The organism is Streptomyces xingningensis, from assembly GCF_054957865.1.
In genome coordinates, this window is the sequence record NZ_JBDJPF010000094.1 from 1 (window position 1) to 16,617 (window position 16,617).

A 16,617-nucleotide genomic window follows, 5' to 3' on the forward strand; every position below is an offset into this window, starting at 1 on the left:
CGCCCATGATCCACACCCGCCGTGGGGCGGGGGGCCGCCCCAGCGCCCCCAGCCCCCCCCAATTCTCCACTTTGGGGGGGGGCACCGGAGAGCGCCAGGGGGCGGAGAGACCGCACCCCCCCCCCCCCCCCCCCCACAACAAAAAAAACCCGGCGGGGGCGGGGGGGTCAGCCCCCCCCCGGTCAACCAACGGGGGTCCGGGCCCCGCGGCCCCGCACCCCCGCCGGGGCACGGTTGGTACGACCCTGGGGGGCCACGGCCCTTTCACGGCCGCCGGAAACCGGGGGTTGTTTCAGGCGACCGAGTCGGAGACGTCCGCTCCCCTGGCCCCCGTCGTGCTCTCCTGCGGCACGGCGGCACGCCTGGGCATAAAGGCCAGGGCGAGCAGCGCGGCCACCACGCAGATCCCCGAGCAGACGAACAGCAGGGTGTGCATCGCGGTCATGAACGCGTCGGCGACCGACTCCAGCAGCGTGGCGCTCTTGAGCTTGCCGGCGATGGCCACGCCGGTGGAGACACTGCGCCCGACCTCATGCTCCAGTTGCTGCGGAGCACCCTTGAGGTCCAGGTTGTTGCGGTAGGAGGAGTTGGCGACCGCGCCGAGGACCGCGACGCCGATCGCGCCGCCGACCTGGCGCAGCGCCTGCACCACCGCCGAGCCGACCCCGCTGCGCTCCTTGGACAGGGAGTTGAGCGCCGCCGCCATGGAGCGGGTCATCGCCAGGCCCAGGCCGGCGCCGATCACCACAAGCCAGATGGCCACATAGCCATAGCCCGAGTCCGTCTCGGTGTAGGTCCCCATGAACAGGCCCGCGCTCACCACGAAGAAGCCCAGCGCCGGTACGGCACGCGGGCCCAGTTGGGCGGGCGCTTTGTTGATCGCGCCGGCACCCACCAGCAGGCCGCCGATCAGCGGCAGCAGCCGCAGGCCGGTGCCCAGGGCGTCTGCGCCCAGTACCGCCTGGAAGTACTGCGGCAGGGCGAACATCAGGCCGAACATCGCGAAGCTGACGATGGTGCTGAGCACCGATCCCCACACAAAACCACGGCCGCGGAAGAGGGTGAGGTCGACCAGTGGGTCCTTGCCCGCGGCGGCGACCCGGATCTCCCACAGGACGAACAGGATCAGCGCCAGGGCCCCGCCGATCAGCGCCAGGACGGTTTCCTTGCTGCCCCAGCCCTTCTCGCCCGCCTCGATCGCGCCATAGGTCAGGGCGGTCAGGCCGACGCTGGAAATCAGCACGCCCGGTACATCGATGCCGACCCGCTGGGTGCTGCGCGATTCGGGCACCAGCTTGGCCACGGCCAGGACGCCCAGCAGCACCATGGGCACATTGATGAGGAAGACGGATCCCCACCAGAAGTGGTTGAGCAGGGCACCGCCGATGATCGGCCCCAGGGGGAGCCCGAGCATCTGTGAGACGGCGACCACTCCGATCGCCTTGGTCCGCTCGGCCTCGGACTCGAAGAGATTCAGCAGAACGGAAGTCGACAGGGGCACCAGGAACGCGGCGGCCAGGCCCAATGTCGCACGTGCGGCGACCAGTTGCCCGGCGGAGCCCGAATAGGCGCACCACAGCGATGCGGATCCGAACAACAGCAGCGCGGCGATGAGGAACTTCTTGCGGCCGAACTTGTCACCCAGCAGGCCGGCCGGCAGCAGGACCGCGGCCAGTACCAGGGTGAAGGCGTCAACGATCCACTGCAGCTGGCTGGTGGACGCCTCCAGATCGGCGCTCACCGTGGGCAGTGCGACATTGAGGATCGTCGCATCCACACCAACGGCCAGGAGGCTGACACCGATTGCCGACAGGGCCCACCATTTGCGCGTCTCCTCATTGGTCATAGCGACATCCCGTCCACGTCCTCGTCCGGATCGTCCTGCTGGGCAGCGCGGTTGACAGCGTCCCAGCGCTTCCACATGGGTTCCGCCTCGGAGTTCAGCCACTGGAACAACCGATGGGCCTCGCGCATCCGGGCCGCGCGCGGCCCGCCGTCCGGGAAGAGCCGCAGTCCGCCGCTTGTGATGTCCACAAAGGACGTCATGCTTTCCAGGCGTCGCTTGAGCATCGCGGACCAGGCGCCCTCGGTGAGCCGGTAGTACGCGGCCCGTTCACCGGCGCGCGTGACCGTCTGCACCATCCGTGCCTCGGTGAGCAGTCTCAGCGTGGTCGTCAGCGAGGCACGGCTGGCGTGCACGGCCTCGGCGATCTGCGCGGCGGTCTGTTCCTCGGGTTCGCACACCATGAGCCACGCCATGGTCCGGCCCATGATCGGCGGCCAGCCCGCCTGCTGCATGTACCACGCGGCCACCTGGTCCATCCAGGCCAGAACGTCCTCCGGGTTCGGGCCCGGCCTCGGGTCGTCAGCTGGCGACATGATGCAGTGCCTCCTAAGGCGTACAGCAACTTCTAGTTGTTTCAGTCACTACTGTAATTACAGCCCATGCCCCGGTCACGTCAAGATTTCGTCAACCCCTCCCCCCCGCCACCGGCCCGGGCCAGGGCCCTGTCGAGAGGGGGTCGGGGACGAGATATCTTGACGTCAAGCAATGTTGTAGACGTGGAGCGGAGCACCCGGTGACTGACCCGACCATCATCTATACGCACACCGACGAGGCCCCGGCCCTGGCGACGTACTCGTTCCTGCCCGTGGTCGAGGCGTATGCCTCGACGGCCGGGGTCACCGTGGAGACTCGTGACATCTCTCTGGCGGGGCGGATCATTGCCGGCTTCCCGGAGTTCCTCCGGGAGGACCAGCGCATCGACGACGCGCTCGCCGAGCTCGGTGAGCTGGCGAAGACACCCGGGGCGAACATCATCAAGCTGCCGAACATCTCGGCTTCGATTCCGCAGTTGAAGGCGGCGATCGCCGAGCTGCAGCAGCAGGGCTACGCGCTGCCGGACTACCCGGACGACCCGAAGACCGAGCAGGACAAGGACGTCCGCGCGCGTTACGACAAGGTCAAGGGCAGCGCCGTCAACCCGGTTCTGCGCGAGGGCAATTCCGACCGCCGCGCCCCCGCGTCGGTCAAGAACTACGCCAGGACGCACCCGCACCGCATGGGCGCGTGGACGGCCGGTTCAAAGACCAACGTCGCGACCATGGGCGCCGACGACTTCCGCTCCACGGAGAAGTCCGCGGTGATCGCCGAGGCCGGTTCGCTGCGTATCGAGCTCGCCGGTGACGACGGCACCACCACCGTCCTGCGCGAGTCGGTGCCGGTGCTCGCGGACGAGGTCGTGGACGCGTCCGTGCTGCGGGTGGCCGCGCTGCACGAGTTCCTCGCGGCGCAGGTCGCCCGGGCCAAGGCCGAGGGTGTGCTGTTCTCGGTGCACCTCAAGGCCACGATGATGAAGGTCTCCGACCCGATCGTCTTCGGCCATGTCGTCCGGGCCTTCTTCCCGAAGACCTTTGCCGCGTACGGCGAGACGCTCGCCGCGGCCGGCCTGAGCCCGAACGACGGCCTCGGAGCCATCCTGGGCGGCCTGGCGGCGCTGCCCGAGGGCGACGCGATCAAGGCGTCCTTCGACGCCGAGCTCGCCGACGGCCCGGCCCTGGCGATGGTGGACTCCGACAAGGGGATCACCAACCTGCATGTGCCGAGCGATGTCATCGTCGACGCCTCGATGCCGGCCATGATCCGTACCTCCGGCCACATGTGGGGCCCGGACGGCCAGGAGGCCGACACTCTCGCCGTGCTGCCCGACAGCAGCTACTCCGGCGTCTACCAGGCGGTCATCGACGACTGCCGCGCACACGGCGCCTTCGACCCGTCGACGATGGGCTCGGTGCCCAACGTCGGGCTGATGGCGCAGAAGGCCGAGGAGTACGGCAGCCACGACAAGACCTTCGAGATCCCGGCCGCGGGCACGGTCCGGGTGGTGAACGAGAAGGGTGAGGCGGTCCTGGAGCAGAAGGTCGCCGCCGGTGACATCTTCCGCATGTGCCAGGCCAAGGACCTGCCGATCCGTGACTGGGTCAAGCTTGCCGTCACCCGCGCCCGCGCCACCGGCGACCCGGCCGTGTTCTGGCTGGACGAGCACCGCGCGCACGACGCCAAGCTCATCGAGAAGGTCAGGGCGTACCTGCCGGAGCACGACACCGAGGGTCTGCAGATCGAGATCATGTCGCCGGTCGAGGCGACCAAGTTCTCCCTGGAGCGCATCCGCAGGGGCCTGAACACCATCTCGGTGACCGGCAATGTGCTGCGTGACTACCTGACCGACCTGTTCCCGATCCTGGAGCTCGGCACGAGCGCCAAGATGCTGTCGGTCGTCCCGCTGATGAACGGCGGCGGCCTGTTCGAGACGGGCGCCGGCGGCTCCGCGCCGAAGCACGTCCAGCAGCTGGTCAAGGAGAACTACCTGCGCTGGGACAGCCTGGGCGAGTTCTTCGCGCTGGCGGCCAGCTTCGAGCACCTGGCGCAGACCACGGACAACGCGCGGGCCCAGATCCTCGCCGACACCCTGGACCGCGCCACCGCGACCTTCCTCAACGAGGACAAGTCGCCGAGCCGTCGCCTGGGCGGCATCGACAACCGTGGCAGCCACTTCTACCTGGCGCTCTACTGGGCGCAGGAGCTGGCCGGGCAGACCGCCGACGCGCAACTCGCCCAGGCGTTCACCGCCCTCGCCGGGACGCTGACCGAGCAGGAGCGGACCATTGTCGACGAGCTGATCGCGGTACAGGGCTCACCGGCCGGCATCGGTGGCTACTTCCAGCCCGACCCGGCCAAGGCCTCGGCCGTGATGCGTCCGTCGAAGACCTTCAACCAGGCGCTGGCGACGCTCGGCTGAACCTCCGCTTCCGGAAACCACCACCCCGTTTCCGCCCCCGGCCGGCAGCTCGCCCGGCCGGGGGCGTTCGCGTTCTCGCGAATTGCGCGCTCCTCGGCCGAAAGTACGAGGCCGAAATGACCGAAGGGACTATTCGCCCGCCTTCCGCTCTCCGCAGAACGGCCGGTTATTTCTTGCGAATTGAACGAGTGACACCTTTATGGCAATGCCTATGGCCGGCTGTTACACAGCCGCAGATTTATCGCAACAGCGGATCCATAGGTTCCTTCTTGTCGCCGGGACACAAGGTGTGAACGGTGGCGAATCCCCTCTTCACCCCACAGAGAAGGAGCACTGTCGTGGCTGTCATCCGTCGCCGTAACGCAGTCCGTACCGCCGCGATCGCCACCGCCGCGGGCGCCGCGATCCTCATCCCTTCGGCCGCCGCCTTCGCCTCCGACGCACCGCAGACGTCGCCGTCCGCCTCGCAGAGCGAGACCGCCGGGCCCGAGACCGCCAAGCCCGGGAAGAAGGATGAGCAGAAGAAGGAGCAGCCCAAGGGCGGCCGGACCTTCGTCGCCGCCAAGCAGCTCGCCGGTGGATTCACCGCCAAGATCTACAAGGTCGGCGGCCATTACGAGGCCGACATCATGGCCCCGGCCCCCAACTCCGGAAAGACCATCGTCTGGGACACCCTCAAGACGACCGGCGGCAAGTCCGCTTACGGGCAGCACAACGGTGCCCACTTCGTCCTCAACCCGGACGGCACCATGACCTCCTGGGCCGAGGGGGGCAACAAGAAGAAGGACGAGCAGAAGCGGAGCGGCCAGCAGACCCAGGTCACCCCGAAGGGCGCCGTCAAGGCCGGTGCCGAGGGCGTGGGCCCGGCCGATGGCACGCTGCTCGCCGCGGGCGGCGGGGTGGCCGCGGCGGGTGCCGCGGGTCTGGGGTTCGCCATGCTGCGCCGCCGCGATGCCGCCCGGATCGACTCCTGATCCCGGCCGCCGGACGCTGAGGGGTTACCGGGCGGGCCCGCGACGCACCGTGCGGCCCGCCCACTCCGCGCGTCTTCATCCATCACTTCAGGAACTTCAGGAGCTTCCGTGACCACCACAGCCGCCGCTCCCCGGGTCCGCGGGGTCGTGATCGCGAGTGTGCTCGCCCTCGCCGTGGGCGGCGGGCTGCTGGCCTGCAGTCAGAACGGAGCTCCCGCGCCCGACGTCGCCGTCGAGAACGCCGCCACCGCCCCGGCCGGACGGGCCGCCGAGCCCATGAAGCCGTCCCGGCCGACCCGGGTGAAGATCCCGTCCGCGGGCGTCGACGCCGGCCCGGTGCTCCGGCTCGGGCTGGACGGCGCAGGCGAGCTGCAGGTGCCGCCGGTCGACCGGGCGGAGCTGGCGGGCTGGTACGACCGGGGCGTCACCCCCGGGGAGAAGGGGCCGTCCGTCCTGGTCGCCCACTATGACACCGCCAAGGGCCCCGCCCTGATGAGAGACGTCGCAAAGATCAAACTCGGCGATGTGATCGAGGTGGGGCGGGCCGACGGCACCACCGCGGCATTCAAGGTCCACAGGATCCAGCAGGTGGACAAGAAGGACTTCCCGACCGAACAGGTCTATGGCGACACCAACCGCCCGGAACTGCGGCTGATAACCTGCGGCGGCCCGATCGTCGACGGCCACCGCTCGGGCAACATCATCCTCTACGCCGACCTCGTGAAGTGATCAGACCGCAGCGCCCCCGTCCCGCCTCCGCCCGGCGTCCCGCCCGGGTGCTGTGGCGTACCCTCCTGCCGGCCGTGGCGGTGGGCGTCGTGGTGCCACTGGCCGGGTGCGGGGCCACCGGCGGCCCGGTGAGCGCCGGTCCGGCCCCGACGGCCCACGCCCCCAGACTGCTGTGGTCCGGCGCACCGGACGGGCCTTCCCGGGCACCCGCCCCGGTCGCCACGGGCTCCGGCGACATCCGGGCCGTGGATCCGCTCGCCACGGTCAGGGCCGACCTCGCCGCGCACCCCGCCGTGACCACCGGGCCGGACGGACTGGACGACGTGACGCGCCGGAAGGTCGCCGGGTGCTCGGCCGCCGGGCCGGGCTGTCCGGTGCGCCGGCCCGAGTACCACGACCTGACGGGCGACGGCCGGGACGACCTGGTCATCGGCATCGACATGCCGGACGGCGCCCTGTCGCTGCGCGCCTACACCCTGCGCGGCGGGAAGGCCGAGCGCATCATGTCCTATCCCGCCGAGGCCAAGGCGGTGCAGGTCGCGGGCCGCGATCTGATCGTGTGGGAGGACACGACCGCGGCGGACTACCGGCAGCGCACGGTGTACTCGTGGGACGCCCGGCAGCGGGCCATGGAGTTCCAGTCCCAGGAGTACCGCAGGGTCTCCCGGGCCACCGGTTCCCCCTCCGGGGCCGCCCGGTGAGCGGCCGGGCCCGGGCGGCGGCCGGACGGCTGCGGCGCCTCCTCCCGCCCGGCGGGCCGACCGCCTGGTCCAGGACGCTGCACGCGAAGTTCACCCTGTTCCTCACCGCCGCCTGCTGCACGGTCGCGGTGGTCCTCGGGATCCTGGTGCACGTCAGCGTCACCGGGCAGACCGTCCACCAGGCCCGCTCCGAGGCGCTGTCCAGGCTGGACGCCACGGTCCGTGCCCATACCGCCGGAAACCCGCTGCCCCCGACCGGGCAGCTGGACCCGCCCGGCCTCCCCGAGCCGCTGCGCAAGCTCGCCCTGCGCGGCGAACGCGGCACCATGCTCGGCGAGTACGAGGGCCGGCGGATCATGTGGGCCGCGAGCCCGGCGGACGGCAAGGCACTGACGGCCAGGGCCGATTACGACCGCGGCGCCGAGACCATCGCGGGCCTCGACCACGCGATCGCCATCTCGGCGGTGCTGGCGATCGTCTGCACCCTGCTCATCGGTACCGTCGCGGTCTCCCGGGTCACCCGTCGGCTGCACCGCACCGCCGCCGTGGCCCGCAGGATCAGCACCGGTGATCTCGGTGCCCGGGTCGCCGACCCCCGTGCCGCCGGCCCGGGCGGGGACCGGCAGCGGGACGAGGTCTCGGCGGTCTCCGCGGCGCTCGACGCCATGGCCGCCACGCTCCAGGACAGACTGCAGAGCGAGCAGCGCTTCACCGCCGACGTCGCCCATGAGCTGCGCACCCCGCTGGCGGGCCTGCATGCCTCCGCCGAGCTGTTGCCACCCGGCCGCCCCACCGAGCTGGTCCAGGACCGGGTGCGGAATCTGTGCCGGCTCACCGAGGATCTGCTGGAGATCTCCCGGCTCGACTCGCTGGCGGAGCAGGCCGACCTCGATGTGCACGAGCTGGGGCGGCTGGCCGGGCACGCGGCGCGGGTCCCGGGCCAGGAAGCGGAGGTCCGGGTGGTGCGCGACACCCGGGTGGTGACCGACCGGCGCCGTCTGGAGCGCGTCCTGGGCAACCTGCTGGCCAACGCCCACCGGCACGGCCGCCCGCCCGTCATCCTGACCGTCGACGGTCCGAGGATCACCGTCCGCGATCATGGCGCCGGTTACCCGGACTACCTGCTGGACCAGGGCCCCCAGCGCTTCCGGACACAGGCCACCGGCAGCAAGGGCCATGGGCTGGGCCTGACCATCGCCACCGGCCAGGCCCGGACGATCGGTGCCGGACTGGAGTTCTCCAACGCCCCCGACGGGGGCGCCGTCAGCACCCTCACCCTGCCCGTGCCGACGGACACCCCGGAGGGTTGACTGCGGTGCCCCGGCCGTGAGTTCGCCCGCGAGGGCCGCGGGCTTCCCATCCCGGGGCGCCCCGGCACTGGCGGCGATGTGCGAGGCTGGGGGTGCGTCGAAGGGACTGGATCATGTTGCAACACCGAACCGTGGCTGACCTGATGACTCACTCGGTCGTCCGGGTACAGCGCGGCACCCTGTTCACGGAGATCGTGCATGTGCTTCAGGAGAACGACATCACCGCGGTCCCGGTGGTGGATTCCGAGGACCGGCCGCTGGGCGTCGTCTCCGAGGCCGATCTGCTGGCCAAGGCGGCGCGGCAGGCGGATCCCGCCGGCCCCGGGCCGGATGCCTTCGGCGCCGCGGCGCACCCCAAACACGAGGCGACGACCGCCGAGGGCCTGATGACCAGTCCCGCGGTGTGTGCCCGGCCGGACTGGGGAGTGGTCGAGGCCGCTCGCGCCATGGAGGAGCACCGCATCAAGCGGCTTCCGGTGGTGGATGAGACGGGGCGCCTGGTGGGTCTCGTCAGCCGCAGCGACCTGCTGCGGGTCTTCCTCCGCACCGACAATGCCGTACGGCAGGAGATCATCGAGGACGTCCTCGTCCGCGCGCTGCGCGAACGGCCGTCGAGCATCGGCGTCGAGGTGAACAACGGGCAGGTGCGGCTGAGCGGTTCGGTGACGAGCGAGCGCGTGATCCCGGAGCTGGTGCTCCTGTGCAAGAGCGTGGACGGCGTCGTCAGCGTCGACCACCAGCTGACCGCGGAGCGCGGCTGACTTCCCCGGGACCGCTCAGATTTCGGCGTCCGCCGCCAGGCGCCGGACGCCCGGCAGGTGGTCGTCGAGTTCGCCCGGCTCGAACCGGCACATGCCCACCACGTGCCAGAACTCCCCCGCGATATCGCCGTCGTACTTGTAGCCGCCGGAGGGGGTCAGCGCCGCCCAGCCGCCCGGTACGCCGACCAGGGTGGCCCTGGGGGACGGCGTGCCCTCGGCGGGCACCGTCCACAGGCGTACGGTGCCGTCCGCGCCGCCGCTGGCCAGCAGTGCGCCGTCGGGGCTGAAGGCGAGGGCGAGGATCCGGCCGGTGTGGCCGGTGAGTTGGCCGGCGTCGGCGCCGGTGAGCGGATTCCACAGGCGTACCGTGCGGTCGTCGCCCGCGGTGGCCAGCAGGGGCCGGACGGGGTGGGCGGCGGCGGCCCACAGGCGGCCGGTGTGTCCGCGCAGCCGGTGCGCGGGGGTGCCGTCGTGCCAGACGATGGCCTGGCCGTCCCAGGAGGCGCTCGCCAGCCAGGAGTCGCCGGGGCCGAAGACCACCGCGTACACGCGGTCGGCGTGGCCGTCGAGTTCGGCGGTGAGCCGGTTGTACGCGAGGTCCCACAGCCGGACGTAGCGGTCGTCGCAGCCGGTGGCCAGGCCCGAGCCGTCCGCCCGGAAGGCGATCGACCGGACCCGGCCCCGGTGCTGGGCGAGGGTCGCCACATGGGCGCCCGTGCTGCGGTACCACAGCCGGACGGTGTCGTCGTCGTTGGCGGTGGCGAGGAGTTCGCCGTCGCCGCTGAAGGTCTCGGCCCACACATGGTCGGTCTCGGCGTCGAGTTCCCGCTGGTACTCGCCGGTGGCGGCGTTCCAGAGGTAGACGTCGCCGTCGCTGCTGGAGGTGGCCAGGACCGGCCCCTTGGGGTGGAACACGACCGAGACCAGGCGGTCGTTGCGGCCGGAGAGTTCGCGCACCCGGCGGCCGGTGGCGGGCTCCCACAGGCGTACCACTCCGTCGTTGCCGCAGGCGGCCAGGTGGTTGCCGTCGGGGCTGAAGGCCAGGCCGGTGACCTTGCGGCCGTGCCCGCGCAGGATGCGCCTGCCCTGTCCGGTGGAGGTGTCCCACAGCCGCACCACTCCCTCGTTGCCCACGGACACCAGCAGCGGGCCGGAGTCCTGGGTGCCGGAGCCGGGGCGGAACCGGCAGGCCCAGACGGACCCTTGGTGGTCGTCGGGTTGCTGGCGCAGCGGGACGGCCGACCAGCCGTCGGGGTGCCGGGCGATCCGCCAGAGGCGGACCGCGCCGTCGCTGTCGCCCGCGGCCAGCATGGTGCCCTCGGGGTCGAAGACCACCTGGTAGACGGCGCCGCCCCGGAGCCGGGGCGGTGCTCCCGCGGGAGTGCCGGTCAGGGGGTCCCAGAGCCGCACCTGACCGTCGGTGTCGCCGCTGGCCAGGAGCCGGCCGCCGGGGTGGAAGTCCAGGGTGTACACCCGCCCGGAGTGGCCGGTGAGTTCATGGCGCAGCCGCTGGTCCGCGACGTTCCAGACGCGTACGGTGCCCCGGTCGTCGTCGCCCTTGTCGCCGGTGGCGAGCAGGGTGGCGTCCGGGCTGAAGCGGGCGCGGTAGACGGCCCCCCGGTGGCCGGTGAACTCGCCCAGCAGGCGGCCGGTGGCGGAGTCCCACAGGCGCAGGGCCGCGGCGGCGTCGCCGGTGGCCAGAAGCGTGCCGTCCGGGCTGAAGACCGCGGTGTAGACGGGTGCCCGGTGGCCGGAGAGCCGGTGGGTCGCCGTCCCGGTGGTGACGTCCCAGAGGGTGACCGTGCCTTCGGCGTCGCCGGTGGCCAGCCGGTCGCCGGAGGCGTCGAGGGAGACCGGCCACACTCCGTCGGGGTGGACGTCCAGTTCATGGCGGCAGGTTCCGGCGACCGGGTCCCACAGCCGGACGATGCCGTCCGCTCCGCCGGTGACCAGCACCTCGCCGCGGAATTTGACGGCGTAGACGCGGCCGGTGTGGCCCTGGAGGGTGCGCAGGGCGGTGCCGGTCGCGGCGTCGCACACCAGGACTCCGCCGTCCTCGCTGCCGAGTGCGAGGAGTTCGCCGCCGGGGCTGTAGGAGACGGGTTCGGGGAGGCGGCTGGTGCGGATGTCGAAGCCATAGGGCACGCCGACCGCCGAGGGCCGGAACCCGGCCTGGGCGGACAGGCCGGGGGCGACGGCCGCGGACCGGAGTTCCGGGGTGTCCAGCGTGGCCTGGTCGGCCACCGTGTTGATCAGTGCCGCCTGGTGCCAGCGGCTCCCGGTCACCCGGGCTCCGTGCAGGGCGGTGCGGATGAGCCGGGCGCCGCGCAGGTCGGCGCCGCGCAGGTCGGCGTTCGTCAGGTCGGCGTCGTCGAGGCGGGCGCCGGTGAGCCGGGCGTCACGCAGGACGGCGCCGGAGAAGCCCGCTCCGACCAGGCTCGCGTCGGTGAGGTCGGCGCGGGTGAGGTCGACGCCGGAGAAGTCGCGATAGGAGAGGTCCTCACCGGCCAGCAGGGCGCCCCGCAGGTCGGTGTGGGCGGGGACCCGGAGCCGGTTGAGGACCTTGACCGCGTTGGCCCGGGCGGTCTCCTCCCCTGCCCGGCCGCTTCCCGGCCGGTCGGCCAGGGTCCGTTCCGCCCACTGCTGGCAGGTCTGGTGGTCGGCGATGTCACAGAGGAACTCGACCGCCAGCCGGCTCAGCGGGCGGCGGGCGAGCAGGCCGGACCCGGCCGTCTCCCGGGCGTCCGCCCGGCCGAGGCGGGTGGCGGCCTCGCGCGCCACCAGCCATTCCACGACGGAACCGTGGATGAAGTGGAACAGGCCGTCGTCGGTGCGGACCAGCAGGCTCCCGGATCCGACGGCGTGGGCCGCCTGGGGCACGGACAGCCTGCTGTCGGCGAGTTCGGCCAGTGCCTCGGCCACGTCGGTCAACTCGTCCAGCCGCAGGGCGCTTTCGCCGCTCTCCCACAGGCGCAGGGCCAGCGTCGTCACGCCGCGCCACAGCTGGCGCAGGCTGAGCCCGGGTGCGCTGCCGCGGTTTCCCCGGCCGCGCCGTTCCTCGAACTGGAGCCAGGAGGTGAAGACTTCCTCGTACAGTCCGGCCGGGCTCAGGGCACGCCCGGCGCCCGCCACCGCGCGCAGCCGCTCGTGCTCGAGGTCGGCGACAAAGCTGAGCAGCCGGGGGTTGCGGCAGAGGGTGAGCAGGTCGGGGATGCCCTCGAGCAGGCGGACCCGGCGGTCGGCGGCGTAGTCGTCGCCATAGCGGTTCACCAGGTAGGCGCGGATCTGCTGGGGGGTGAACTCCTGGAGGGCCAGCAGGCGGCGCTGGGGAAGCAGTCCGACGCGTTCGCCGAGCGCGGTGAGCACCTGGGCCTGGGAGCGGAAGTGCTGGGTGCGGCTGGTGACGACGATCTTGGCGTTGTCCACCGCGGCGTCGAGCAGCACCTGGAGGTGGTCGGCGGCCCGGTCGTAGCTGACGTGGTCGACCAGTTCGTCGAATCCGTCGAAGAGCAGCACGATGCGGCCCTGTCGCAGCATGTACCGGAAGGCTCGCAGGTCGATGCTGTCGACGCCATGGGTGGCCAGGTAGGCGGCGACGAGTCCGTCGAGGGTGTGGGCCTTGTCGAGGGTGCTCAGCTGGATGAGCAGCGGGGACAGGTGGGGCAGTTCCCCGGGCAGGCGGCGGGCGAGCTCGCGCAGCGCGAAGGTCTTGCCATGGCCGAACTCGCCGAGCAGCAGGACGAACCGGCCGTGTTCGGCGGCCAGGAGTTGCAGCAGGTTGTCCACCAGCCCGTCGTGCTCGACGGCTCCGGGGCGTTCGACCTCGCGGTAGCGCTGGGGGAGGTAGAGGCTCGGGGGGTACTGCTGGTCGGTGCTCAGTTGCTCGGTCTGGGCGGCGACATGGCCGCGCAGGTCCAGCAGGCCCTGGAATTCGGTGAAGCTGCGGATGAGGACTCCGCGGCGGCGGGCGCGCTCGCGCAGTTCGCGCGGGGGTGGCGGGCCGTCGTGGACGAGTTCGGCGTCGGCGTCGGTGCTGGAGGCGTAGATGTGGTCGACGAAGCGGTCGACGTCCTCCTCCCGGGGGACGCCCACGCACACGGCGACGCGTTGCTGGCGGACGAAGCCGGATTCGGTCCAGGTGACCAGCAGGCCCGGGGTGTCGCCGGGGATGCGGCGCAGGTGGACGCCTTCGTGCCGGATGCGGCAGACCTCGGCGACGCGGGCGATGAGGGCGTCCAGCGGGCTCTGGACGGTGCGGCCGCCCTCGGGTTCCGGGTGCCCGGGGTCGTCCGCGCTCCCGAGGGCGGCCGGGACGGCCGTGGGGTACGCGGGTTCTTCGGTGCCGGGGGCGGGTGAGGGGTGCGGTGGCCCGAAGATGCGCCGGGTGCCGCGCCATTCGGTCGCATACCGCCAGGGCGGGCGGTCGGGGCGCTCCGGCCAGCGGGCGAGGCCGTCCCGGGTGATGTGCAGCAGTTGGTGCCGGGCCGGGCCGGCGACGCCCAGCAGCGGCAGCTCGCCGGAGGCGAGGGGCAGCGCGGTGGCGGTGGGGTCGGCGGGGGTGGCGCGCGGTCCGGCGGTGGGGCCGTGCAGCAGCAGGTGCAGGCGGGGTGCGGTGAGCCGGGCGAGGACGTCCGTGTCGCGCAGTGTCATGCTGCCGGGCCGGCGTCCGGGGCCGGCGGCGCCGGGGTCGTGGCCGAAGGGGCGCGGGTGGGCGGGTGCGACGGCGGTGTGGGCGTCGGGGTCGAGCCGCCGGTGGGCGTCCGGCGGATGGCGCAGGGCGCCGAGCCGCAGCCAGCCCTCCTGCTCATAGGGGCGCAGCGCCTGGGCGAACCAGGCGGCCTGTTCGGGGCCGAGCCGGCCGTACCGGTCGTCGGGCCGGTGGCTGTAGGCCATCGAGGAGTTGAGCCCGGCGACGACGGTGCGCAGGGCGGGGACGGGGAACAGGCTCCAGGGCTGGTCGCCGTCGAAGACGGTGTCGAGGCCCTGGTAGAGCTCCTGGAACAGCCGGGCGTAGTGGCGCCACTTGGGCCAGTAGGGCGGCCTGGGCTGCATCTCGTCGGCCTCGCAGGTGCTGAAGTAGGCCTGGCAGGCGGCCAGGCTGACGTCCTGGCCGCCGGGTACGACCGCGAGCCGGTCGGCCGTCAGGCCGAGTCTGGCCCGCAGTCCGGTCAGGAAGGTCAGCGCCTGGTCGCATTCGCGGGGGCTGCCGGAGGCGGTGAGGTCGCCGGTGACGACCAGGAGGTCGGGGGCGGGTGCCCCGGCGTCGGTGAGTTCGACGAGGTCGCTCCAGATGGCGGCCTGGAGTTCGGCGGGGTCGGCGCCGCGGCCGAAGCCGGGTCCGGCGAGGTGGAGGACGCACACCGCCTCCCGGGCATGGCCGTTCTCGGTGGCCGGGGGGTAGCGGGGCGGGGCCGCGGGGCGGCGGCGTCCGGCCCAGCCCGGGCTGCCGGGCTGCCGCTCGGGCAGCGGCCGGGTGTCCGGCGGGGCCGCGGGCGGGCCGGCCGGGCCGCCGGGGAAGCCCGGGTGCCGGTCGGGCCGGGCCCGGCCGGCCACGGCCTGACCGATGCGGGTGAGCAGCAGGTCACGGGCGGCCGTGCTCTCCTGGACGCCGACCAGGTCGACATAGGTGATGGTGGCGAGCAGGCCCTCGACCGGGATGTCCTCGACGCGGACGGTGATCAGTCTGCGCTCGGGGGCGTCGGGGTCGGCGCGCAGCGCGGCCTGCCACTCCATGCGGCCGTATCGGGAGCGTTCGTAGTGGTGGGAGAGGACGGCGATCACGGCGGCGGACTCGCTGACGCCCCGGTCCATGAAGTCGACGAAGTTGGTGCCGGGGACGAAGTCCCATGCCTGGAGAACGGTGCGGTATCCGGCCTCTTCCAGGGTCCAGGCGATCCAGGACGCCCAGCGCTCGTCGGCCGGCGAGTAGCTGATGAAGAAGTCCAACGGCCCCTGCTGTCCCGTGAGTTCCCGGCGCTCGACCATGGTGTCCATGGTACGGATCGCGTCACCCCGGGTCACCGGATCGTACGAAACGTGTGCGATGCTCTGACCCGTGCGTGCCGTGAACCGTCTGCATCCACTGGACTGGCTGGCCGGAGGGATACTGGCCTGCGGGCTGCTGTGCCTGGCCGGCGGCCTGCTGCCCGCCGAGCCCGCGCGTGATGCGATGGCGCGGATCGCGCCGTTGCTGGCGTTTCTGGGCACGGTGATCGTGCTGGCCGAACTGACCAGCCGGGCAGAGGTGTTCGATGTGGTGGCGTCCACGGTGGCGCGCGCGGGCCGGGGCAGCTATGGCGTGCTGTTTGTGCTGTGTGTGGGGTTCGCCTCGGTGACCACGATGACGCTCAATCTGGACACCACGGCGGTACTGCTGACCCCGGTGATGCTGGCGTTGGCGTCGCGGGTGGGGATCGCGGCGGTGCCGCTGGCGATGACCACGGTGTGGCTGGCGAATACGGCGAGCCTGCTGCTGCCCGTGTCCAATCTGACGAATCTGCTGGCCGCCGACCGGGTGGCGCTCTCCCCCGCGGGCCTGGCCGCGCGGATGTGGGCTCCCCAACTGGCCGCGATCGCGGTGACGATGGGGTGTCTGTGGCTGTTCTACTGGCGCCGGGGCAGACGAGGCGTGGACCGATATGTTCCGCCGGCTGCGCACCGGCCCGCCGACCGGGTGCTGTTCCGGGTGTGCGCGCTGGCGTGCGCGGGTTTTCTGCTGGCCATACTGGTCGCGGCCATCCCGCTGTGGGCGGCTTCCGCGGCGGCCGCCGCAGTGGCGGTGGCGGCCTTCGCGGTGCGGCGGAGGTCGGTGTTGCGGCTGTCCCTGGTCCCCTGGCGGCTACTGGTCCTGGTGCCGGGGTTGTTCCTGGTGGTGGAGACGGTCGATGTGCATGGGCTGCACCATGTGCTGTCCGCCGCGGTGGGCTCGGACGGCGGGCTGCCCGGCATGCTACGGGCCGGGGCGGTCGGTGGGGGGATGTCCAACGCGCTGAACAACCTGCCGGTCTATCTGGCGGCGGAATCCGTTGTTCCGGTGGCCAATCACGACCAGTTGCTGGCGCTGCTCATCGGCACCAACGCGGGCCCGGTGATCACTCCTTGGGCGTCGCTGGCCACCCTGCTGTGGTTCGAACGCTGCCATGCGCAGGGGGTCGGGGTGCCGCTCGGGCGGTTCATCGGCACCGGCGCGGTGCTTGCCGCGGGGGCCGTGCTGGCGGCCGCGGCGGCACTCGCGGCGACCCGGTGATCAGGGCCTGTGCCGACCGATCGGACACCCCCTAGGAGTGTACTGAAGATCTAGGCCGGATCAGCGAGCGGCGTCCGGTGCGTGCAGCTGCAAGGCG

10 protein-coding genes are annotated in these 16,617 nt (G+C 72.1%); 7 read left to right on the top strand and 3 right to left on the bottom strand.

Annotated features, from left to right (window positions below; translation table 11 throughout):
- Nucleotides 1-292: 292 nt before the first annotated feature.
- Together ABCR83_RS30550 and ABCR83_RS30555 are read right to left on the bottom strand one after the other, a co-directional pair.
- On the bottom strand, nt 293-1,846 hold the full coding sequence (locus ABCR83_RS30550) for an MFS transporter (protein WP_462698491.1): 1,554 nt from the start codon (nt 1,844-1,846) through the stop codon (nt 293-295).
- Nucleotides 1,843-2,379, bottom strand: a complete 537-nt coding sequence (locus tag ABCR83_RS30555; RefSeq protein ID WP_462698492.1) for a GbsR/MarR family transcriptional regulator — start codon at nt 2,377-2,379, stop codon at nt 1,843-1,845. Before ABCR83_RS30555 ends, ABCR83_RS30550 begins: the two co-directional genes overlap by 4 nt.
- Before the next feature lie 200 nt (nt 2,380-2,579).
- On the opposite strand from ABCR83_RS30555, the gene ABCR83_RS30560 reads away from it, so the two are divergent.
- The 6 genes from ABCR83_RS30560 (at nt 2,580) to ABCR83_RS30585 (ending at nt 9,274) form a co-directional block, all read left to right on the top strand.
- Nucleotides 2,580-4,799 (top strand): NADP-dependent isocitrate dehydrogenase, encoded by a 2,220-nt coding sequence (locus ABCR83_RS30560; RefSeq protein WP_462698493.1) that lies wholly within the window; start codon nt 2,580-2,582, stop codon nt 4,797-4,799.
- 338 nt (nt 4,800-5,137) lie between these two features.
- A complete protein-coding gene (locus ABCR83_RS30565) occupies nt 5,138-5,773 on the top strand; it encodes a hypothetical protein (RefSeq protein WP_462698494.1) in 636 nt (211 codons plus the stop codon).
- 108 nt (nt 5,774-5,881) lie between these two features.
- A complete protein-coding gene (locus ABCR83_RS30570) occupies nt 5,882-6,502 on the top strand; it encodes a class F sortase (RefSeq protein WP_462698495.1) in 621 nt (206 codons plus the stop codon).
- The gene (locus tag ABCR83_RS30575; RefSeq protein ID WP_462698496.1) at nt 6,499-7,203 is read left to right on the top strand and encodes a hypothetical protein; all 705 of its coding nucleotides are present in this window, start codon (nt 6,499-6,501) and stop codon (nt 7,201-7,203) included. The genes ABCR83_RS30570 and ABCR83_RS30575 overlap by 4 nt, the downstream gene beginning before the upstream one ends.
- Nucleotides 7,200-8,513: an ATP-binding protein gene (locus ABCR83_RS30580; RefSeq protein WP_462698497.1), complete on the top strand. Its 1,314-nt coding sequence runs from the start codon at nt 7,200-7,202 to the stop codon at nt 8,511-8,513. The genes ABCR83_RS30575 and ABCR83_RS30580 overlap by 4 nt, the downstream gene beginning before the upstream one ends.
- Nucleotides 8,514-8,629: 116 nt before the next feature.
- Complete coding sequence (locus ABCR83_RS30585) at nt 8,630-9,274, top strand: CBS domain-containing protein (RefSeq protein WP_462698501.1); 645 nt, start codon at nt 8,630-8,632, stop codon at nt 9,272-9,274.
- 15 nt (nt 9,275-9,289) lie between these two features.
- Here the strand turns inward: ABCR83_RS30585 and ABCR83_RS30590 are convergent, their stop codons facing one another.
- Nucleotides 9,290-15,259 carry a WD40 domain-containing protein gene (locus tag ABCR83_RS30590; RefSeq protein WP_462698498.1) on the bottom strand — a complete coding sequence of 1,990 codons (5,970 nt, stop codon included), beginning with the start codon at nt 15,257-15,259 and terminating at the stop codon, nt 9,290-9,292.
- 70 nt (nt 15,260-15,329) lie between these two features.
- On the opposite strand from ABCR83_RS30590, the gene ABCR83_RS30595 reads away from it, so the two are divergent.
- On the top strand, nt 15,330-16,520 hold the full coding sequence (locus ABCR83_RS30595) for an ArsB/NhaD family transporter (RefSeq protein WP_462698499.1): 1,191 nt from the start codon (nt 15,330-15,332) through the stop codon (nt 16,518-16,520).
- Nucleotides 16,521-16,617: the final 97 nt, after the last annotated feature.

Coding starts and splice junctions, on each gene's coding strand:
- ABCR83_RS30550 (WP_462698491.1), bottom strand. CDS start 1,846: ATGACCAATGAGGAGACGCGCAAATGGTGGGCCCTGTCGGCAATCGGT.
- ABCR83_RS30590 (WP_462698498.1), bottom strand. CDS start 15,259: ATGGTCGAGCGCCGGGAACTCACGGGACAGCAGGGGCCGTTGGACTTC.
- ABCR83_RS30555 (WP_462698492.1), bottom strand. CDS start 2,379: ATGTCGCCAGCTGACGACCCGAGGCCGGGCCCGAACCCGGAGGACGTT.